This window comes from Curvibacter lanceolatus ATCC 14669, from assembly GCF_000381265.1.
Taxonomy (GTDB): domain Bacteria; phylum Pseudomonadota; class Gammaproteobacteria; order Burkholderiales; family Burkholderiaceae_C; genus Curvibacter; species Curvibacter lanceolatus.
Genome location: NZ_KB906265.1, coordinates 140,436 through 159,611, shown reverse-complemented (window position 1 = coordinate 159,611; position 19,176 = coordinate 140,436). Strand labels below are relative to the sequence as shown.

The following is a 19,176-nucleotide window of genomic DNA, read 5'->3' as shown; positions in this document are numbered from 1 at the left end:
GCCTTGACGGGCGTATTTTCGCTGAAGTTGGGCGGTTGCCGGGTTCAGGCCGCGCCGAATTCATCGCCCAGTTCCTGGGCGCGGGCGCGGGCCTTTTCCATGGCTTGCATGAAATGGGCCTTGACCTGGTTTTCTTCCAGGGAGCACAGGGCGGCGTAGGTGGTGCCCCCCTTGGAGGTGACGCGCTGGCGCAGCACCTCGGGCGGCTCGGTGGAGGCCCGGGCCAGCTCGGCTGCCCCCACAAAGGTGCCGATCGACAGCTTCAGGGCCTGGGCTTCGCTCAGCCCCATCTGGGCACCTGCGGCGGCCATGGCCTCGATGAAATAGAACACATAGGCCGGGCCCGAGCCCGAGAGGGCGGTGACGGCGTCGAGGTGGCTTTCTTCGCTCACCCACAGCGAGTCGCCGGTGGTCTGGATCACCTGTTCGACCAGGCCGCGGTCGGCCGCGGTCACGGCGGCGCGGGCGAACAGACCGGTCATGCCCTTGCCCACCAGGGCGGGCGTGTTGGGCATGCAGCGCACCACACGCTCGGTGCCGGTCCATTGGGCAATGCTGTCGCTGCGGATGCCGGCGGCCACGCTCAGGTGCAGGGCCTGGGCGGTATGGGCCTGCACCGCCGTGGCGGCCTCGCGGAAGGTCTGCGGCTTGACGGCCCAGACCACCAGGGCGGCGCTGGCCAGGCGGGCATCGGCCGCCTCCAAGGCCTGGATGCCGAAATCACGGGCCAGGCGCTCGCGGGCTTCGGCAAAGGGCTCGACCACCAGGATGTCGGAGGCCTGGCGCCCCTGTTTGAGCAGGCCGCCGATGATGGCGCTGGCCATGTTGCCGCCGCCGATGAATGCGATTTTTGAGGTCATTGGGATGCGTCCTGGTATTCGAAAGCTAGGAATTGGGTGATCTGGATCGGGCTGAAATTGTCGTCGCTCAGCACCACCAGGCTGCGCCGCCCGTTGCTCAGGGTGGGCCCCCAGCACAGGCATTCGCTGTTGTCCAGGCGGCTGATCCCCAAACTGGCAAAGTCGGCCACCAGGGTCTTGGCCGCCACCGGGGTGCCCGCCGCCAGGGTGGGCTGGTGCAGGGTGTCGGGGGCCTGGCGGGTGTCGATGCGGTAGAGCGCCAGCGACACCCCCACACCGGTCATGTAAGCGCGCTCAAGCAGCAGCAGGTGGTGCTCGTCGATCATCAGGATCTCGCTGATGCCATTGTCGGCCGGCGTGCCCGGCGGCAGCGGGCTGCGGGGCACGGCATCGGGCTGGTAGGCGATCTGCCGGTCGGCCTGTCCGGTGCTCAGGTCAAAGCGGGTCAGGCGGCAAGGTCCGCCGCGCTGGCCGGCGGTGGGCAGCGGGCCGTCCTGGGCCAGCGGGGCTTCCATCGAGACCCAGGCGTGGCGGCCGCTGGGGCTCAGGGCCAGGCCTTCAAACGTGAGGTTGTTGCGCGGGCCATGGGCGTCGTCGGCACCCAGCTTCAGCACCTCGGGCAGGGTGAACTCGCGCAGCAGGCGCCCGTCCAGCGACATTTCGCGCAGTGCGGGGGGCAGGCCGCGGTTCACATCGCCCTCGCTGGTCCAGAGCAGGGTGCCGGTTTCAGGGCGGAAGCGGATCGACTCGGGATCGGGGATGTCGGGCCGGCTGGCGTCGGCCTGCTTGCGATTGGGGTAGGGCTGGCCCTGGGCGTCGCGCAGCAGGGTCACGCTCTGGACGGACAGGCCGGTGATGCCGGCTTCAGACACCTTCATGGCCAGGGTGTAGAAACGCGCCGGGTTGCGGTCGGAGCGGTCGTCGCTCAGGGCAAACCAACGGCCGCTGGCCGGGTCGTGGTCGAGGCCGGACAGGCCACCCACCATGGTGTCTTGAAATTGGAGGTGGTAGGGCAGGCGCTCTTCGCCCAGCAGGCGCAACTGAGGGCGCAGGCCGGCGTTGCCAGGGCGCAGGCCCAAGGGGGTGCAGCCGGGCAGGGCGCTGGCCAGGAGAGGGGCAGCGCCCCATTTCAGCCACTGGCGCCGGGACAAGACCTGGGCACCTGGGAGGGAGGTGTTGCTGGGGATTTTCACGGGCAGAAGTCTAGGCGTTTTTTCAAACGCTCTGCCCGCGGTCAGGGTGGCCGCAGCGCTTTTCAGGTGGCAGTCGCCTGACGCACGGCGCGCTCCCAGTGGGCGATGCGTTCGCGGGCGAGGTCGCGTGCCAGTTGCGGCACAAAGGTGCGCTCGGCACGCCACTGCTGGCTGAGTTCGTCCAGCCCCGCGTACAGGCCCGAGCCCAGGCCGGCCAGGTAGGCGGCCCCGAGGGCGGTGGTCTCGATCACGGCGGGCCGCACCACGGGGATGCCCAGCAGATCGGCCTGCATCTGCATCAGCAGGTCGTTGACACAGGCGCCGCCGTCCACCCGCAGTTCGGTGACGGGGCTGCCGCCGGCGGCTACGGCATCCAGGCTCATGGCTTCGAGCAGGGCGGTGCTCTGGAAGGCGATGCTCTCCAGGGCCGCCCGGGCAATGTGGGCCAGGGTGGTGCCGCGGGTGATGCCGGTGATGGTGCCACGGGCCTCGGGGTTCCAGTAAGGGGCGCCCAGGCCGGTGAAGGCAGGCACCATCATCACGCCGCCGGCATCGGGCACGCTCTGCGCCAGTTGCTGCACCTCGCTGCTGGACTGGATGGCGTTGAGCCCATCGCGTAGCCACTGCACCACGGCGCCGCCCACGAACACGCTGCCCTCGATGGCGAACTCGGCCCGCGGGCCGGTCTGGGCTGCGCTGGTGGTCAGCAGGCCGTTTTGCGAGGTCTGGAAGCGCTCACCGGTGTGCATGAGCATGAAGCAGCCGGTGCCGTAAGTGTTCTTGGCCATGCCGGCACTGAAGCAGGCCTGGCCGAACAGAGCGCTTTGCTGGTCGCCGGCCACGCCGCTGATGCGGATGGCCTGGCCCAGCAGTTCGGGGCGCACCTGGCCGAAGTCGGCGCTGGAGGGGCGCACCTCGGGCAGCAGCTGGCGCGGGATGTCGAGCAGGGCCAGCAGTTCATCGTCCCACTGGTTGGTGCGTATGTTGAACAGCATGGTGCGTGAGGCATTGCTGACATCGGTGGCGTGCACAGTGCCGCCCGTGAGCTGCCACATCAGCCAGCTGTCCACGGTGCCGAAGGCCAGCTCACCGGCCTCGGCCTGGGCCCGGGCGCCGGGCACGTTGTTCAAGATCCACTGCAGCTTGGTGCCCGAAAAATAGGCATCCACCAGCAGCCCGGCGCGTTGCTGGATCAGCTCCGCATGGCCTTGCTCGCGCAGCAGGGCGCAGGCCGGCTCGGCGCGCCGGTCCTGCCAGACGATGGCATTGTGGATGGGTTGGCCGGTCTTGCGGTTCCAGACCACGGTGGTCTCGCGCTGGTTGGTGATGCCCAGGGCATGGATGTCGCGGGCCTGCAGGCCTGCCTTCTGCAGCACGGCGCGGGCGGTGTCGAGCTGGGTCTGCCAGATCAGCAGGGGGTTGTGCTCCACCCAGCCGGGCTGCGGGTAGATCTGGGGCAGCTCCTGCTGGGCCTGGGCGACGACATGCCCCTGGGCGTCAAAAACAATGCTGCGTGAGCTGGAGGTGCCCTGGTCGAGGGCCAAGAGGTAGGTCATGTCAGGGGTCCTGGAGATCCGGTCGGGCGGGGGTGTCAGGTCAGGCAGACGTCGAGGCGCACGCCGGCGTCTTCCAGCAATTGGGGAAAGGGCGCCGGGGGCGGGGCGTCGGTGAACAGGCGGTCGATTTGCGACAGGGTGGCGGCCTCGACCATGGCGGGGCGGTTGAACTTGCTGGCGTCGGCCGCCAGCCAGACTTCGCGTGCGTGTTCGATGATGGTCTGGGCGACTTTCACCTCCCTGTAATCGTAGTCACGCAATGATCCGTCGGACTCGATGCCGGAGATCCCGATGATGGCCAGGTCGACCTTGAATTGGCGGATGAAGTCGACCGCCGCCTCGCCCACGATGCCGCGGTCGCGCGGGCGCACCACACCGCCGGCCACGATCACCTCGAAGCTGGGGTTGCGGCACAGGATGGTGGCCACATTGAGGTTGTTGGTGATCACGCGCAGGCCCTGGTGCTGCAGCAGGGCTTCGGCAATGGCCTCGGTGGTGGTGCCGATGTTGAGGATCAGCGAGCAGTCGTCGGGCACCTGCTGGGCCACGGCGCGGGCGATGCGGGCCTTGCCCTCGGCATGCAGGCCCTGGCGTTGCGGGTGGGCGATGTTCTCGGTGGTGGAGCTGGGCACGCGCACGCCGCCATGGAAGCGCCGCAGGGCGCCACTCTCGGCCACTTTCTGCACGTCGCGCCGCACGGTCTGCAGGGTGACCGACAGTTGCTCGGCCAGTTCTTCCACCGTGGCCGAGCCGCGCTCGCGGACCACTTCAATGAGTTTGAGTTGTCTGGGGTTGAAGTTCACGGTGCGCAGTCTGCCAGTGTTCGAGCCAGCGACTTTAAAGGGAAAAAAAAGGAACGCGTTAGGGGAAAACCAGAATCAAAAACGAAAAAAAAGGAACAATAATCGAAAAGTTGCGAACATTCGAAGCCCCTGCCAGCGCGCAACAACTGGTAGCGGGACCCGAGACAAACAAGTGGAAAGGTTGCGTGATGCAGCTTGAATTGGAAGGCATTGGCAAGAAAATGGGGGCGGAGACTTGGCTCCACCCCATGAATCTGGCCTTGCGAAGCGGCGCTGTGACGGTGCTGCTGGGGGCGACCCAGGCCGGCAAGACCAGCCTGATGCGCATCATGGCGGGCCTGGACACACCGAGCCAGGGCAGGGTGCTGGTCGATGGCAAGGACGTGACCGGCATGCCGGTGCGCGAACGCGACGTGTCCATGGTGTACCAGCAGTTCATCAACTACCCGTCGATGACGGTGGCGCGCAACATCGCGTCACCCCTGTTGCTGCGCAAGGCGCCCAACGTTGACCAGCGGGTGCGTGACCTGGCGGCCAAGCTGCACATCGAGATGTTCCTGGAGCGCCTGCCGGCCGAGTTGTCGGGCGGGCAGCAGCAGCGTGTGGCCCTGGCCCGCGCACTGGCCAAGCAGGCCCCGCTGATGCTGTTGGATGAACCCCTGGTGAACCTGGACTACAAGTTGCGCGAGGAGCTGCGCGAAGAGCTGACCTCGCTGTTTGCCAGCGGCGACTCGACCGTGGTGTATGCCACCACCGAGCCGGGCGAGGCCCTGCTGCTGGGGGGCTACACCGCGGTGCTGGACGAGGGGGAGTTGCTGCAGTACGGCCCCACGGCCGAGGTGTTTCACCGCCCGCGCTCGCTGCGGGTGGCGCGGGCCTTCAGCGATCCGCCGATGAACCTGCTGCAGGCCGATGCCTGCGAGGGCGGCGTGCGCCTGCGCGGCGGCCCGGAATTGACCCTGGCCCTGCCGGCATCGGCCGGTGCCGCCCAGATGACGGTGGGCTTGCGCGCCAGCGCACTGCGCGTGCATGGCCGCCCGGGCGATGTGAGTCTGCCGGGCACGGTGGAGTTGGCCGAAATCTCAGGCTCGGACACCTATGTGCACGTGCACACGCTGGTGGGTGAGCTGGTGGCCCAGTTGACGGGGGTGCATTACTTCGAGCTGGGTGCCCCGATCACCTTGTACGTGAGCCCCGCACAGGCCTATGTCTTTGACGGCAGCGGCCAGCTGGCCTTGGCCCCCGAACGCGCAGGAGGACACTGAGCATGGCCCGCATCGAACTCGATCTGGCGCACGCCTACCGCGCCAACCCGCAGCAGGACAGCGATTACGCGCTGCTGCCTCTCAAGATGACTTTTGACGACGGCGGCGCCTATGCGCTGCTGGGGCCGTCGGGCTGTGGCAAGACCACCATGCTCAACATCATGTCGGGGCTGCTGGTGCCCTCGCATGGCAAGGTGTTGTTCGACGGCCAGGACGTGACCCGCCTGAGCCCGCAGCAACGCAATATTGCGCAGGTGTTCCAGTTTCCGGTGATTTACGACACCATGACGGTGGCCGAGAACCTGGCCTTCCCGCTGCGCAACCGCAAGGTGCCCGAGGCGCAGATCAAGAAGCGCGTGGGTGAGATTGCCGAGATGCTGGACATGAGCGGCCAGCTCAACCAGCGCGCCGCCGGCCTGGCCGCCGACGCCAAGCAGAAGATCTCCCTGGGCCGCGGCCTGGTGCGGCCCGACGTGTCGGCCGTGCTGTTCGATGAGCCGCTGACGGTGATCGATCCGCACCTGAAATGGCAGCTGCGCCGCAAGCTCAAGCAGATCCACCACGAACTCAAGCTGACCCTGATCTACGTGACGCACGACCAGGTCGAGGCCCTGACTTTTGCCGACCAGGTGGTGGTGATGACCCGTGGCCGCGCTGTGCAGGTGGGCCCGGCAGATGCCTTGTTCGAGCGCCCTCAGCACACGTTTGTGGGGCATTTCATCGGTTCGCCCGGCATGAACTTCCTGGCCGCCGAGGTGGCTGGCGACAAGTTGGAGCTGGCGGGCCGGCACCTGCCGCTGCCGGTGGGCAAGGCCTTGCCGGATGGCGCGCTGAAGCTGGGCATCCGCCCGGAATACCTGGACCTGGCCAGCCCCGGCGCGCCGGGCGCAGTGCCGGCACGGGTGCGCCAGGTGCAGGACGTGGGCACCCACCTGATGCTGAGCGCCGAGGTGCAAGGCACGGTGCTCAAGGCCCGGCTGGGGGTGGAGTGGTTGAAGCTGGCGGCAGGCGACGAGGTCTGGCTGCAATTGCTGGGGCAGCACACCTGCTTTTATGTGAATGAGGAACTGGTGTCATGAGTGCCGTGAACAAACCCGTGAACCAGAAGGCCTGGTTCCTGATCCTGCCCGTCATCCTGTGCGTGGCGTTTTCGGCCATCGTGCCGCTGATGACGGTGGTGAACTACTCGGTGCAGGACATCATCTCGCCCGAGCGCCGCGTCTTCGTGGGCACTGAATGGTTTGCTGCCGTGATGCGCGACGAAGAGCTGCACGGGGCCTTGCTGCGCCAGCTGATCTTCTCGCTGTCGGTGCTGCTGGTCGAGCTGCCTCTGGGCGTGCTGCTGGCGCTGTCGATGCCGGCCCAGGGCTGGAAGTCATCGGCCGTGCTGGTGGCGGTGGCGCTGTCGCTGCTGATCCCCTGGAACGTGGTGGGCACCATCTGGCAGATCTACTGCCGTGACGACATCGGCCTGCTGGGGCACACGCTGCAGCAGATGGGCATCGAGTACAGCTACACCGGCAATGCGACGCATGCCTGGATCACCGTGTTGGTGATGGATGTGTGGCACTGGACACCGCTGGTGGCCTTGCTGGGCTATGCCGGGCTGCGCAGCATCCCGGATGCCTACTACCAGGCGGCCCGCATCGATGGGGCCAGCAAGCTGGCGGTGTTTCGCTACATCCAGCTGCCCAAGATGCGCGGCGTGCTGATGATCGCGGTGCTGCTGCGCTTCATGGACAGTTTCATGATCTACACCGAGCCCTTTGTGCTGACCGGGGGCGGCCCTGGCAATGCCACGACCTTCCTGAGCCAGTACCTGACGCAGAAGGCAGTGGGCCAGTTCGACCTGGGCCCGGCGGCGGCTTTCTCGCTGATTTATTTCCTGATCATCTTGTTGCTCTGCTTCATCCTCTACAACTGGATGCAAAGCGTGGGCACGCAGAACCCGGAGGAGACCGGTCATGCATGAGAACCGCTTTCACAAGCGCTCGCTGTTCCTGCTGGCGTACATCGTGTTTGCCCTGTTGCCCATCTACTGGATGATCAACATGAGCTTCAAGACGAACGAGGAGATCCTGTCGAGCTTTTCGTTCTTCCCAGTGCATTTCACCTGGGCCAACTATGGGCTGATCTTCACCGACCCGTCCTGGTACTCGGGCTACATCAACTCGATGATCTATGTGGCCATCAACACCGTGATCTCGGTGGCGGTGGCCCTGCCGGCGGCGTACGCGTTCTCGCGCTACCGCTTTCTGGGTGACAAGCATGTGTTCTTCTGGTTGCTGACCAACCGCATGACCCCGCCCGCGGTGTTTTTGCTGCCTTTCTTCCAGCTCTACACCACCGTGGGCTTGATGGACACGCACATCGCCGTGGCTTTGGCCCACCTGCTGTTCAACGTGCCGCTGGCGGTGTGGATCCTGGAGGGCTTCATGGGCGGCATCCCGCGCGAGATCGACGAGACCGCCTACATCGACGGCTATGGCTTCCCGCGCTTCTTCCTGACCATCTTCCTGCCGCTGATCAAGGCCGGGGTGGGGGTGGCAGCCTTCTTCTGCTTCATGTTCAGCTGGGTGGAGCTGCTGCTGGCGCGCACGCTGACCAGCGTGAACGCCAAGCCCATCGTGGCCACCATGACGCGCACGGTGTCGGCCTCGGGCATGGACTGGGCCACCCTGGCAGCGGCCGGTGTGCTGACCATCGTGCCGGGTGCCATCGTGATCTGGTTTGTTCGTCACTACATCGCGAAGGGTTTCGCGATGGGTCGAGTCTGAGGAGATGGGCATGTTTGAGTGGATGGCCTGGACCTTGCCGGTCGCCGTGTTCTTCAGTTGCATCGTGCTCATGCTGATCGGCATGACGGTGTGGGAAATCCGTTCTCCCACGGTGGAGCGCAAGGGCTTTTTGCCGCTGCGCACCACGCGGGGGGATCGCCTGTTCATCGGGCTGCTGTCGGCCGCCTATGTGAACCTGGCCTTTGTCGGCCTGAGTGAAAAGCTGCAGGGGTGGTTGCACCTGGAGGCAGAGCCTTCGGTGTGGATCAGCTTCGTGCTGTCCATGGCCGTGCTGGCCCTGGTCATGCGCAAGGGCTGAGTTTTCAACGTGATTCATCACAGGCATTCGGCTCGACCTTTCCCCGGGGCCGGACACCTTTTCAAAAAGCCGGGGATTTGTACTTGAGGAGACATCTCATGAAACTGCGTTACACAGCGCTGGCCATCGCTGCCGCGTTGGTGGCTGGCCAATATGCCCAGGCTGGTGAAGCCGAAGCCAAGAAATGGGTCGACACCGAGTTCCAGCCTTCGTCGCTGTCCAAGGACAAGCAGCTGGCCGAAATGAAGTGGTTCATGGATGCGGCCAAAAAGCTGCAGGCCAAGGGCGTCAAGGAGATCTCGGTGGTGTCCGAAACCATCACCACCCACGAGTACGAATCCAAGACCTTGGCCAAGGCCTTTGAAGAGATCACCGGCATCAAGGTCAAGCACGACCTGATCCAGGAAGGTGACGTGGTCGAGAAGCTGCAGACCTCGATGCAATCGGGCAAGTCGATCTATGACGGCTGGATCAGCGATTCGGACCTGATCGGCACGCACTACCGCTACGGCAAGATCATGTCGCTGACCGACTACATGTCGGGCGACGGCAAGGAATACACCAACCCCGACCTGGATCTGAAGGATTTCATCGGCACCAGCTTCACCACTGCACCGGACGGCAAGCTGTACCAGTTGCCCGACCAGCAGTTTGCCAATCTGTACTGGTTCCGTGCCGACCTGTTCGCCCGCAAGGATCTGCAGGACAAGTTCAAGGCCAAGTATGGCTACGACCTGGGCGTGCCGCAGAACTGGAGCGCCTACGAAGACATCGCCGAGTTCTTCACCAACGACGTGAAGACCATCGACGGCAAGCCGATCTATGGCCACATGGACTACGGCAAGAAGGACCCGTCGCTGGGCTGGCGCTTCACCGATGCCTGGCTGTCCATGGCTGGTACGGCCGACAAGGGCATCCCGAACGGCATGCCGGTGGACGAGTGGGGCATTCGTGTGGCGGATGACAAGTGCACGCCGGTGGGCGCCTCGGTCTCTCGCGGGGGGGCCACCAACTCGCCCGCTGCCGTGTACGCACTGACCAAGTACGTCGACTGGATGAAGAAGTACGCGCCCAAGGAAGCCATGGGCATGACCTTCGGTGAAGCCGGCCCGGTGCCGGCTCAGGGCCAGATCGCGCAGCAGATCTTCTGGTACACCGCCTTCACCGCCGACATGACCAAGGCCGGCCTGCCGGTGGTGAACGCCGACGGCACGCCGAAGTGGCGCATGGCCCCTGGCCCGAACGGCCCGTACTGGAAGCAAGGCATGCAGAACGGCTACCAGGACGTGGGCTCGTGGACCTTCTTCAAGGGCCATGACGCCAACAAGACGGCCGCTGCCTGGTTGTACGCTCAGTTCGTGACCTCGAAGACCGTGTCGGCCAAGAAGTCGGTGGTGGGCCTGACCTTCATCCGCGACAGCGACATCCGTCATGAGTACTTCACCAAGAACGCCGCCAAGTACGGTGGTCTGATCGAGTTCTACCGCAGCCCGGCCCGTGTGGCCTGGACCCCCACCGGTACCAACGTGCCCGACTACCCGAAGCTGGCTCAGCTGTGGTGGAAGAACGTGGCCCAGGCCGTGACGGGTGAAAAGACCCCGCAAGGCGCCATGGACACGCTGGCTGACGAGATGGACCAGGTGATGGGTCGTCTGGAGCGTGCGGGCATGAGCCACTGCGCGCCCAAGCTGAACCCGAAGAGCGATCCGTCCAAGTGGCTGAGCGACAAGGGTGCACCGTGGGCCAAGCTGGCCAACGAAAAGCCCAAGGGCGAGACCATCAACTACGACAAGCTGCTGCAGGCCTGGAAGGACGGCAAGGTTCGCTGAGACCCGCGCAGCGAACAGGTTCCGGCGGTGTGCTTCCAGCCCCGCCGGTTTGATATCCAACAGGGCACCCGGGAGGCCCTGAAGCAATGGCGGCGTCGGTGGCACAGGGTGCACCGGCCCGCCCCAAGATCATGAGCGAAACTGCACTGCCCCAAACGACTGACCGAGCCCGGCTGATCGAGCGCTTGGCCGAGCCACGCACCTACGACCTGGCTGTCATCGGCGGTGGGGCGACGGGCTTGGGCGTGGCGCTCGATGCCGCGCTGAGGGGCTTGAGCGTGGTGCTGGTCGAGTCGCACGACTTTGCCCAAGGCACATCGTCGCGGGCGACCAAGCTGGTGCACGGTGGTGTTCGCTACCTGGCTCAGGGCAATGTGTCGCTGGTGCGTGAGGCGTTGCATGAGCGCACCACCTTGCTGCACAACGCGCCGCATCTGGCGCAGCCCTTGCCCTTTGTGATGCCGTCCTACCACTGGTGGGAGTCGCCCTTTTATGGCATCGGCCTCATGATGTACGACGCGCTGGCTGGCAAGGCCGGCCTGGGCGCCACCGAATTCCTGGGCAAGGCCCGCACCCGTGAGTGCCTGCCCACCATCATCCAGGAGCACCTCTGGGGAGGGGTCAAATACTGGGATGGCCAATTTGATGACGCGCGCCTGGCCCTGGTGCTGGCGCGCACGGCGGCCGCGCAGGGCGCCTTGCTGGTCAACTACTGCAAGGCCACCGGCCTGGTGCACGAGGCGGGCCGACTGGCTGGCCTGCGCTGCGAAGACCAGGAAAGCGGTCGTTCATTCGAGCTCCGCGCCCGCTGCGTGGTGAATGCCGCCGGGGTTTGGGTGGATGCGCTGCGCGAGCTCGACGGCCAGGCCAGCGGCCGAGCCACTAAGCCCATGGTGGCGCCCAGCCAAGGCGTTCACTTGGTCGTGGATCGTGATTTCCTGCAGGGCGACCACGCCTTGCTGGTGCCCAAGACGGCCGATGGGCGTGTCTTGTTTGCCGTGCCCTGGCTCGGCAAGGTGATCCTGGGGACCACCGACACGCCCCGTGAGGATCTGGCGCGCGAGCCAGAGCCGTTTGCCGATGAGGTGGCGTTCATCCTGGACGAATCGGCGCGCTACCTCCAGCGCGCACCGCGCCGCGAAGACGTGCGCAGCGTCTGGGTGGGGCTGCGTCCCCTGGTCAAGCCGGTGGAAGACGACGGCAACACCAAGGGCATCAGCCGTGAACATACCGTGGCCGTGAGCAAAAGCGGCCTGGTCACCGTCACGGGCGGCAAATGGACCACCTACCGGGCGATGGCCGAGGATGTGCTGGGTAAAATCCAGCAGGCCGGCTTGCTGCCCAAGCTGGCGGCCTCGAGCACGGATCACCACCGGTTGATCGGTGCGCCTGTGCCCGGCTCGGCCACCGTGCGTTTGAGCGACGCGCCAGGGGCGCATCTGTACGGCGATGAAGCCGCCCTGCTGGCAGGCCTGCCGGGGGCGGACGTACTCGTGGCGCCGAACCTGACCGAAGCCATGGTTCGTTTTGCGGCACGCTATGAATATGCGCGCAGCATCGAGGATGTGTTGGCTCGGCGCAATCGCCTGCTGTTCCTCGACGCCCGGGCCGCTGCAGCCGCGGCCCCAGCAGTGGCGCGCATCCTGGAGCAGGAGCTGGGCATGCCGCAGCCGACGGCTCCGTTCCTGGCGTTGGCTGAACGCTACGGCACCCTGCCTGCCTGACCGTCAAAAACAATTGACATCTTCTGGATAGTTTGCAATACTCACAGGCTTCGCTGTAAAAAGTGAAGTTTCTTGCCCAACGGAAGCGCATCAAAATGGTTTGCGGCGCGGACGACGGGCCCAAGACTGACTGGTGCTTTTGATGGTCAAGAGCCCTGGTACAAGTTGGGAATATTGAAATGATCCAGACAGAATCTCGGTTAGAGGTTGCCGACAACACTGGCGCCAAGTCCGTCCTGTGCATCAAGGTGCTCGGCGGTTCCAAGCGTCGCTACGCCAGTGTCGGCGACATCATCAAGGTGAGCATCAAGGAAGCCGCTCCGCGTGGCCGCGTCAAAAAAGGCGAGGTTTACAGCGCAGTGGTGGTTCGCACCGCCAAGGGCATCCGCCGTGGCGATGGCTCGCTCGTTAAGTTTGATGGCAATGCAGCAGTGCTGCTGAACGCCAAGCTGGAGCCTATCGGCACCCGCATCTTTGGACCCGTGACGCGTGAACTGCGTACCGAAAAGTTCATGAAGATCGTGTCCCTGGCTCCTGAAGTTCTCTGAGGACGCGAATCATGAACAAGATCCGCAAAGGCGATGAAGTGATCGTGCTCGCAGGGCGCGACAAGGGTAAGCGCGGCCAAGTGGTGCTGCGCAAGGATGACTCCCACCTGATCGTGGAAGGCATCAACCTGGTGAAGAAGCACACCAAGCCGAACCCCCTGAAGGGTACGACCGGTGGCATCGTGGAGAAATCCATGCCCATCCACCAGTCCAACGTGGCCATTTTCAATGCTGCCACCGGCAAGGCTGACCGCGTCGGCATCAAGCTCCTGGCTGACGGCAAGCGCGTTCGCGTTTTCAAGTCCAGCGGCGAAGAAATCAAGGTGGCATGACCATGGCACGACTGCAACAACACTACCGTGAAAAAGTGGCTCCGGAGTTGATGGCCAAGTTTGGCTACACCTCTCCGATGCAAGTGCCGCGTCTGACCAAGATCACCCTGAACATGGGCGTGAGCGAAGCTGTGTCGGACAAGAAGGTCATGGACAACGCCGTGGCTGACCTGACCAAGATCGCTGGCCAGAAGCCTGTGGTGACCAAGGCCAAGAAGGCTATCGCTGGTTTCAAGATCCGCGAAGGCCAGGCCATCGGTTGCATGGTGACCCTGCGTGGCGTGCACATGTACGAATTCCTGGACCGTTTCGTGACCGTGGCTCTGCCCCGCGTCCGTGACTTCCGTGGTATTTCGGGTCGCGCTTTTGATGGCCGTGGTAACTACAACATCGGCGTCAAAGAACAGATCATCTTCCCGGAAATTGAGTACGACAAGGTTGACGCCCTGCGCGGTCTCAATATCAGCATCACCACGACGGCCAAGACGGACGAAGAGTGCAAGGCACTGCTCGCCGGCTTCCGTTTCCCGTTCAAGAACTGAGGTGTCGTGTGGCTAAAGTAGCTTTGATCGAGCGCGAGCTCAAGCGTGAAAAACTGGCAGCCAAGTTCGCGAAGAAATACGCTGAACTGAAGGCTGTTGCCAACGATGCCAAGCGTAGCGATGAAGAGCGTGCTGCTGCCCGTCTGGGTCTGCAAAAGCTCCCGCGCAACGCCAACCCCACCCGTCAACGCAACCGTTGCGAAATCACGGGCCGTCCGCGTGGCACCTTCCGTCAATTCGGTCTGGGCCGTGCAAAGATTCGCGAACTGGCTTTTGCAGGTGATATCCCCGGTATCACCAAGGCCAGCTGGTAAGCAGGCAGGAGAGATTAAACATGAGCATGAGTGATCCCATCGCTGACTTGCTGACCCGCATCCGCAACGCACAAATGGTGGCTAAGGCTACCGTGTTGGTTCCTTCGTCCAAAGTGAAGGTTGCCATCGCGCAAGTGCTGAAGGATGAAGGCTATATCGACGGCTTCCAAGTGAAGACCAACGAAGGCAAGTCCGAACTTGAAATTTCCCTGAAGTACTACGCTGGTCGTCCGGTGATTGAGCGCATCGAGCGCGTCAGCCGCCCTGGTCTGCGTGTCTACAAGGGCCGTGACGCCATCCCCCAAGTCATGAATGGCCTCGGCGTGGCCATCGTCACCACTCCCAAGGGCGTGATGACTGATCGCAAAGCACGTGCTACCGGTGTCGGTGGCGAAGTGCTGTGCTATGTGGCTTAAACCGTGACATTGAGGAGAAACTGAAATGTCCCGCGTAGGCAAAGCACCGGTCGCCATCCCCCAAGGTGTGGATGTGTCGATCAAAGAAGACCAGATCAGCGTGAAGGGTACCGGCGGTTCCCTGTCGCTGGCGCAAAACGCCCTGGTCAAGATCTCTAATGAAGAAGGCAAGCTGACGTTTGCCCCTGTGAATGACTCTCGCGAAGCCAATGCCATGTCCGGCACGCTGCGCCAGTTGGTCAACAACATGGTGGTGGGTGTCAGCAAGGGTTTTGAGAAGAAGCTGACTCTGATCGGCGTGGGCTACAAGGCCGCTGCTCAAGGCACCAAGCTGAACCTGGCGGTGGGCTACTCGCACCCCGTCAACATCGAAATGCCGCAAGGCATCACCGTGGCCACTCCGACCGCGACTGAAATTCTGATCAAGGGCGCTGACCGTCAGCGCGTGGGTCAGATCGCTGCTGAGATCCGTGCTGTTCGTCCCCCCGAGCCTTACAAGGGCAAGGGCATCCGTTATGCGGACGAAAAGATCACGATCAAAGAGACCAAGAAGAAGTAAGGAGCTGCAGCATGTTGACCAAAAAAGAGCAGCGTCTGCGTCGTGCACGTCAAACTCGCATCCGCATTGCCAATCAAGGCGTTGCGCGTTTGAGCGTGAACCGCACCAACCTGCACATCTATGCTCAAGTGATCTCTGGCTGCGGCACCAAGGTGCTGGCCAGCGCTTCGACTGCCGAAGCCGAAGTGCGCAGCTCGCTGGGTGCTTCCGGCAAGGGCGGCAACGCCGCCGCTGCAGCCCTCATCGGCAAGCGCATTGCTGAAAAGGCAAAGGCTGCTGGCGTGGAGAAGGTTGCATTCGATCGCGCTGGTTTCGCTTACCACGGTCGCGTCAAGGCTCTGGCCGACGCTGCCCGTGAAGCAGGCCTGCAGTTCTAAGCGGACGGGAATAAAAAATGGCTAAGTTTCAACCCAAAGTTCAAGACGAAGGTCGCGACGACGGCATGCGCGAGAAGATGATCGCCGTGAATCGCGTGACCAAGGTGGTCAAGGGCGGCCGTATTCTCGGTTTCGCTGCCTTGACCGTGGTCGGCGATGGCGATGGTCGCGTTGGCATGGGCAAGGGCAAGTCCAAGGAAGTGCCTGCTGCCGTGCAAAAGGCGATGGAAGAAGCCCGTCGCAACATGACCAAGGTTTCCCTGAAGAACGGCACCATCCACCACAACGTGACCGGCCACCACGGCGCGGCTGTTGTGATGATGGCACCGGCTCCCAAGGGTACCGGCATCATTGCTGGCGGCCCGATGCGCGCTGTGTTCGAAGTGATGGGTATCACCGATATCGTGGCCAAGAGCCATGGTTCGTCGAACCCTTACAACATGGTTCGCGCCACGTTTGACGCGCTGAAGAACTCGACCACTCCGTCGGACATTGCTGCCAAGCGCGGCAAGTCTGTCGAAGAGATCTTCGCCTAAGAAGGAGTCATTTCATGACGACCCAAAATACCGTGAAGATCCAGCTGGTTCGCAGCCCGATCGGCACCAAGGAATCGCACCGCGCGACCGTTCGTGGTCTGGGCCTGCGCAAGCTGAACAGTGTCAGCGAGCTCAAGGACAGCCCCGAAGTGCGCGGCATGATCAACAAGATCAGCTATCTGGTCAAAGTGCTCTGAGAGAAAGAACATGGAACTCAATAGCATCAAGCCCGCTGCTGGCGCCAAGCACGCCAAGCGTCGCGTTGGCCGTGGCATTGGCTCCGGTCTGGGCAAGACCGCTGGCCGTGGTCACAAAGGTCAAAAGTCGCGTTCTGGCGGCTATCACAAGGTGGGTTTCGAAGGCGGTCAAATGCCTCTGCAACGTCGCCTGCCGAAGCGCGGTTTCAAGTCGCATCTGCTGAAGTTCAATGCCGAGATCACTCTGTCTGATCTGGAAGCATTGGGCCAAGCCGAAGTTGACGTGGCTGCTCTGAAGGTCGCTGGCCTGATTGGCGAATTGGCCAAGGTGGTCAAGGTCATCAAGACCGGTGAACTCACCAAGGCTGTGAAGCTCAACGGCATTGGCGCCACCGCTGGTGCCAAGGCTGTGATCGAAGCTGCCGGCGGCAGCTTCGCCTGAGCGGTCTGAAAGACGTCCATCGTGGCAACTAGCGCAGCACAAATGGCAAAGACCGGGAAGTTCGGCGACTTGCGTCGACGCCTGGTGTTTCTGTTGCTCGCGCTCGTGGTGTATCGCATTGGTGCCCATATCCCTGTGCCTGGCATTGACCCGGCACAACTCCAGCAGCTCTTTCAGGGTCAGCAGGGTGGGATTCTGAACCTTTTCAACATGTTCTCCGGTGGAGCACTGTCGAGGTTCACGGTGTTCGCACTGGGCATCATGCCGTACATCTCGGCGTCGATCATCATGCAACTTCTGTCTTACGTCCTTCCTGCCATGGAGCAGCTCAAGAAGGAAGGTGAGGCAGGGCGTCGCAAGATCACCCAATACACCCGTTATGGGACTTTGGGGCTGGCGCTTTTCCAGTCGCTCGGCATTGCTGTGGCATTGGAAGGCACTGCAGGTCTGGTTATCTCTCCCGGTTTTGGCTTCCGCCTGACCGCGATGGTGAGCCTGACTGCCGGCACCATGTTTCTGATGTGGCTGGGTGAGCAGATCACTGAGCGCGGTTTGGGCAATGGTATTTCGATCCTGATTTTTGCTGGGATCGCAGCAGGTCTTCCGAAATCCATCGGCGGCTTGCTGGAACTGGTCAGCACCGGTGCGATGAGCATCGTGGTTGCGCTGTTCATCGTGGCTGTGGTGATCCTGGTGACCTATTTCGTCGTTTTCGTCGAACGTGGTCAGCGGAAGATCCTGGTCAACTATGCGCGGCGTCAGGTCGGCAACAAGGTTTATGGGGGCCAATCCTCTCATTTGCCCTTGAAGCTGAACATGGCCGGTGTGGTGCCGCCGATCTTTGCTTCGTCGATCATTCTGCTGCCGGCAACGGTGGTGGGCTGGTTCAGCACTGGTGATTCGATGCGTTGGTTGAAGGATATCGCTGGAGCGTTGACCCCTGGTCAGCCCATCTATGTGATGTTCTATGCCGCCGCGATCGTATTTTTCTGCTTCTTCTATACGGCGCTGGTTTTCAACAGCCGTGAGACAGCAGATAACTTGAAGAAGAGTGGAGCTTTCGTTCCGGGAATCCGTCCTGGTGAGCAAACTGCGCGTTATATCGACAAGATTCTCGTGCGTCTGACACTGGCTGGCGCGGCTTACATCACATTCGTGTGCTTGCTGCCGGAGTTCCTGATCCTGAAGTACAACGTTCCGTTCTACTTCGGTGGCACCTCGCTGCTGATCATTGTGGTGGTGACCATGGACTTCATGGCCCAGGTTCAGAACTACATGATGTCGCAGCAGTATGAGTCACTGCTCAAGAAAGCCAACTTCAAGACATCCATAGGTGGTTGATTTGACATGGCTAAGGACGATGTCATCCAAATGCAGGGTGAAGTGGTTGAAAACCTACCGAACGCGACATTCCGCGTGAAGCTGGACAACGGCCATATCGTCCTCGGGCATATTTCCGGCAAGATGCGTATGCACTACATCCGCATTCTTCCCGGTGACAAAGTCACTGTTGAATTGACGCCCTACGATCTGTCTCGGGCACGTATTGTTTTCCGCGCCAAGTGATGGTTGCGGTTTGAAGAGTTTTAGGAGAATGAAATGAGAGTTTCGGCTTCGGTCAAGAAAATTTGCCGCAACTGCAAAATCATCCGCCGCAAGGGTGTGGTGCGCGTGATCTGCACGGATGCACGTCACAAGCAGCGCCAAGGCTGATTTACAAGTTATAGAGGACGCACATGGCACGTATTGCTGGGATTAACATTCCGCCGCACAAGCATGCGGAAATCGGTCTGACCGCCATTTTTGGCATTGGTCGCACCCGCGCTCGCAAGATTTGCGAAGCAACTGGTATCGCTTACACCAAGAAGATCAAGGATCTGACGGACGGCGATCTGGAAAAGATTCGCGAACAAATCGAGCAGTTCACCATTGAAGGTGACCTGCGTCGCGAAACCACCATGAACATCAAGCGCTTGATGGACATTGGTTGCTACCGTGGCTTCCGTCACCGTCGTGGCCTGCCGATGCGTGGTCAGCGTACCCGCACCAACGCTCGTACTCGCAAGGGTCCGCGCAAGGCAGCCGCCGCTCTGAAGAAATAATTGAGAGATCAATATGGCAAAAGCACCCGCCAATAACGCAGCACAACGTGTGCGCAAGAAGGTCCGCAAGAACGTTTCTGACGGTATTGCCCACGTTCACGCCTCGTTCAACAACACGATCATCACCATCACCGACCGCCAAGGCAATGCCTTGTCCTGGGCTTCGTCGGGTGGTCAAGGCTTCAAGGGCTCCCGCAAGTCCACGCCCTTTGCGGCCCAGGTCGCGTCGGAAGTGGCTGGTCGTGCTGCCATTGAGCAAGGTATCAAGAACCTCGACGTTGAGATCAAGGGCCCCGGCCCGGGTCGCGAGTCTTCCGTTCGTGCACTGGGTGCCCTGGGCATCCGCATCACGTCCATCTCTGATGTGACGCCGGTGCCGCACAACGGCTGCCGCCCGCAAAAGCGTCGTCGTATCTGATTTTTTAAGCCCACCGCCATCGGCATCGCGCCGATGGCTCCCGCACGTTCAAGCGTGTGGAAGATGA

26 protein-coding genes are annotated in these 19,176 nt (G+C 62.5%); 22 read left to right on the top strand and 4 right to left on the bottom strand.

Annotation, left to right across the window (positions count from 1 at the left end; translation table 11 throughout):
- Nucleotides 1–44: 44 nt before the first annotated feature.
- From proC to F624_RS0121210, 4 genes are all read right to left on the bottom strand, one after another.
- Nucleotides 45–860 (bottom strand): pyrroline-5-carboxylate reductase, encoded by an 816-nt coding sequence (gene proC, locus F624_RS0121225; protein ID WP_019576367.1) that lies wholly within the window; start codon nucleotides 858–860, stop codon nucleotides 45–47.
- Nucleotides 857–2,053 (bottom strand): esterase-like activity of phytase family protein, encoded by a 1,197-nt coding sequence (locus F624_RS0121220; protein ID WP_019576366.1) that lies wholly within the window; start codon nucleotides 2,051–2,053, stop codon nucleotides 857–859. The genes proC and F624_RS0121220 overlap by 4 nt, the downstream gene beginning before the upstream one ends.
- Nucleotides 2,054–2,115: 62 nt before the next feature.
- A complete protein-coding gene (gene glpK / locus F624_RS0121215) occupies nucleotides 2,116–3,609 on the bottom strand; it encodes a glycerol kinase GlpK (RefSeq protein ID WP_019576365.1) in 1,494 nt (497 codons plus the stop codon).
- A 35-nt stretch (nucleotides 3,610–3,644) separates the two neighbouring features.
- Nucleotides 3,645–4,412 (bottom strand): DeoR/GlpR family DNA-binding transcription regulator, encoded by a 768-nt coding sequence (locus tag F624_RS0121210; RefSeq protein WP_031255762.1) that lies wholly within the window; start codon nucleotides 4,410–4,412, stop codon nucleotides 3,645–3,647.
- A gap of 188 nt (nucleotides 4,413–4,600) precedes the next feature.
- Here F624_RS0121210 and F624_RS0121205 point away from each other — a divergent pair, with 188 nt between their 5' ends.
- The 22 genes from F624_RS0121205 to rpsK all read left to right on the top strand — a co-directional run bounded on the left by F624_RS0121205 (nucleotide 4,601) and on the right by rpsK (nucleotide 19,109).
- Nucleotides 4,601–5,677 carry an ABC transporter ATP-binding protein gene (locus F624_RS0121205; protein ID WP_031255761.1) on the top strand — a complete coding sequence of 359 codons (1,077 nt, stop codon included), beginning with the start codon at nucleotides 4,601–4,603 and terminating at the stop codon, nucleotides 5,675–5,677.
- A 2-nt stretch (nucleotides 5,678–5,679) separates the two neighbouring features.
- Nucleotides 5,680–6,756, top strand: coding sequence for an ABC transporter ATP-binding protein (locus tag F624_RS0121200; RefSeq protein ID WP_019576362.1), 1,077 nt, complete (start codon nucleotides 5,680–5,682; stop codon nucleotides 6,754–6,756).
- The gene (locus F624_RS0121195) at nucleotides 6,753–7,649 is read left to right on the top strand and encodes a carbohydrate ABC transporter permease (RefSeq protein ID WP_019576361.1); all 897 of its coding nucleotides are present in this window, start codon (nucleotides 6,753–6,755) and stop codon (nucleotides 7,647–7,649) included. The genes F624_RS0121200 and F624_RS0121195 overlap by 4 nt, the downstream gene beginning before the upstream one ends.
- Nucleotides 7,642–8,454, top strand: a complete 813-nt coding sequence (locus F624_RS0121190) for a carbohydrate ABC transporter permease (RefSeq protein WP_019576360.1) — start codon at nucleotides 7,642–7,644, stop codon at nucleotides 8,452–8,454. Before F624_RS0121195 ends, F624_RS0121190 begins: the two co-directional genes overlap by 8 nt.
- Nucleotides 8,455–8,464: 10 nt before the next feature.
- Nucleotides 8,465–8,773 carry a DUF2160 domain-containing protein gene (locus F624_RS0121185; protein ID WP_027476456.1) on the top strand — a complete coding sequence of 103 codons (309 nt, stop codon included), beginning with the start codon at nucleotides 8,465–8,467 and terminating at the stop codon, nucleotides 8,771–8,773.
- Nucleotides 8,774–8,871: 98 nt separating this feature from the next.
- On the top strand, nucleotides 8,872–10,602 hold the full coding sequence (locus F624_RS0121180) for an ABC transporter substrate-binding protein (RefSeq protein ID WP_019576358.1): 1,731 nt from the start codon (nucleotides 8,872–8,874) through the stop codon (nucleotides 10,600–10,602).
- 131 nt (nucleotides 10,603–10,733) lie between these two features.
- Nucleotides 10,734–12,326 (top strand): glycerol-3-phosphate dehydrogenase/oxidase, encoded by a 1,593-nt coding sequence (locus tag F624_RS0121175; RefSeq protein WP_031255760.1) that lies wholly within the window; start codon nucleotides 10,734–10,736, stop codon nucleotides 12,324–12,326.
- A 179-nt stretch (nucleotides 12,327–12,505) separates the two neighbouring features.
- Complete coding sequence (gene rplN, locus F624_RS0121170) at nucleotides 12,506–12,874, top strand: 50S ribosomal protein L14 (RefSeq protein WP_007861702.1); 369 nt, start codon at nucleotides 12,506–12,508, stop codon at nucleotides 12,872–12,874.
- A gap of 11 nt (nucleotides 12,875–12,885) precedes the next feature.
- Nucleotides 12,886–13,206 carry a 50S ribosomal protein L24 gene (gene rplX / locus F624_RS0121165; RefSeq protein WP_019576356.1) on the top strand — a complete coding sequence of 107 codons (321 nt, stop codon included), beginning with the start codon at nucleotides 12,886–12,888 and terminating at the stop codon, nucleotides 13,204–13,206.
- Nucleotides 13,207–13,208: 2 nt separating this feature from the next.
- On the top strand, nucleotides 13,209–13,748 hold the full coding sequence (gene rplE, locus F624_RS0121160; RefSeq protein ID WP_027476453.1) for a 50S ribosomal protein L5: 540 nt from the start codon (nucleotides 13,209–13,211) through the stop codon (nucleotides 13,746–13,748).
- A gap of 8 nt (nucleotides 13,749–13,756) precedes the next feature.
- Nucleotides 13,757–14,062 (top strand): 30S ribosomal protein S14, encoded by a 306-nt coding sequence (gene rpsN / locus F624_RS0121155; protein WP_027476452.1) that lies wholly within the window; start codon nucleotides 13,757–13,759, stop codon nucleotides 14,060–14,062.
- A 20-nt stretch (nucleotides 14,063–14,082) separates the two neighbouring features.
- Nucleotides 14,083–14,478, top strand: a complete 396-nt coding sequence (gene rpsH, locus F624_RS0121150) for a 30S ribosomal protein S8 (protein ID WP_019576353.1) — start codon at nucleotides 14,083–14,085, stop codon at nucleotides 14,476–14,478.
- A gap of 25 nt (nucleotides 14,479–14,503) precedes the next feature.
- The gene (gene rplF, locus F624_RS0121145; RefSeq protein WP_019576352.1) at nucleotides 14,504–15,037 is read left to right on the top strand and encodes a 50S ribosomal protein L6; all 534 of its coding nucleotides are present in this window, start codon (nucleotides 14,504–14,506) and stop codon (nucleotides 15,035–15,037) included.
- A gap of 11 nt (nucleotides 15,038–15,048) precedes the next feature.
- Entirely contained in the window at nucleotides 15,049–15,414 is a 366-nt protein-coding gene (gene rplR, locus F624_RS0121140) for a 50S ribosomal protein L18 (RefSeq protein ID WP_019576351.1), read from the top strand.
- A gap of 17 nt (nucleotides 15,415–15,431) precedes the next feature.
- Nucleotides 15,432–15,950, top strand: a complete 519-nt coding sequence (gene rpsE / locus F624_RS0121135; protein ID WP_019576350.1) for a 30S ribosomal protein S5 — start codon at nucleotides 15,432–15,434, stop codon at nucleotides 15,948–15,950.
- A gap of 14 nt (nucleotides 15,951–15,964) precedes the next feature.
- A complete protein-coding gene (rpmD, locus tag F624_RS0121130; RefSeq protein ID WP_027476450.1) occupies nucleotides 15,965–16,147 on the top strand; it encodes a 50S ribosomal protein L30 in 183 nt (60 codons plus the stop codon).
- 10 nt (nucleotides 16,148–16,157) lie between these two features.
- Entirely contained in the window at nucleotides 16,158–16,589 is a 432-nt protein-coding gene (rplO, locus tag F624_RS0121125; RefSeq protein WP_019576348.1) for a 50S ribosomal protein L15, read from the top strand.
- Between the two features lie 21 nt (nucleotides 16,590–16,610).
- The gene (secY, locus tag F624_RS0121120; protein WP_027476449.1) at nucleotides 16,611–17,930 is read left to right on the top strand and encodes a preprotein translocase subunit SecY; all 1,320 of its coding nucleotides are present in this window, start codon (nucleotides 16,611–16,613) and stop codon (nucleotides 17,928–17,930) included.
- Between the two features lie 6 nt (nucleotides 17,931–17,936).
- A complete protein-coding gene (gene infA / locus F624_RS0121115) occupies nucleotides 17,937–18,155 on the top strand; it encodes a translation initiation factor IF-1 (protein WP_019576346.1) in 219 nt (72 codons plus the stop codon).
- A gap of 33 nt (nucleotides 18,156–18,188) precedes the next feature.
- A complete protein-coding gene (rpmJ, locus tag F624_RS0121110) occupies nucleotides 18,189–18,302 on the top strand; it encodes a 50S ribosomal protein L36 (protein ID WP_019576345.1) in 114 nt (37 codons plus the stop codon).
- A 23-nt stretch (nucleotides 18,303–18,325) separates the two neighbouring features.
- Entirely contained in the window at nucleotides 18,326–18,691 is a 366-nt protein-coding gene (gene rpsM / locus F624_RS0121105; protein WP_019576344.1) for a 30S ribosomal protein S13, read from the top strand.
- A 13-nt stretch (nucleotides 18,692–18,704) separates the two neighbouring features.
- On the top strand, nucleotides 18,705–19,109 hold the full coding sequence (gene rpsK / locus F624_RS0121100; RefSeq protein WP_019576343.1) for a 30S ribosomal protein S11: 405 nt from the start codon (nucleotides 18,705–18,707) through the stop codon (nucleotides 19,107–19,109).
- Nucleotides 19,110–19,176 lie beyond the last annotated feature (67 nt).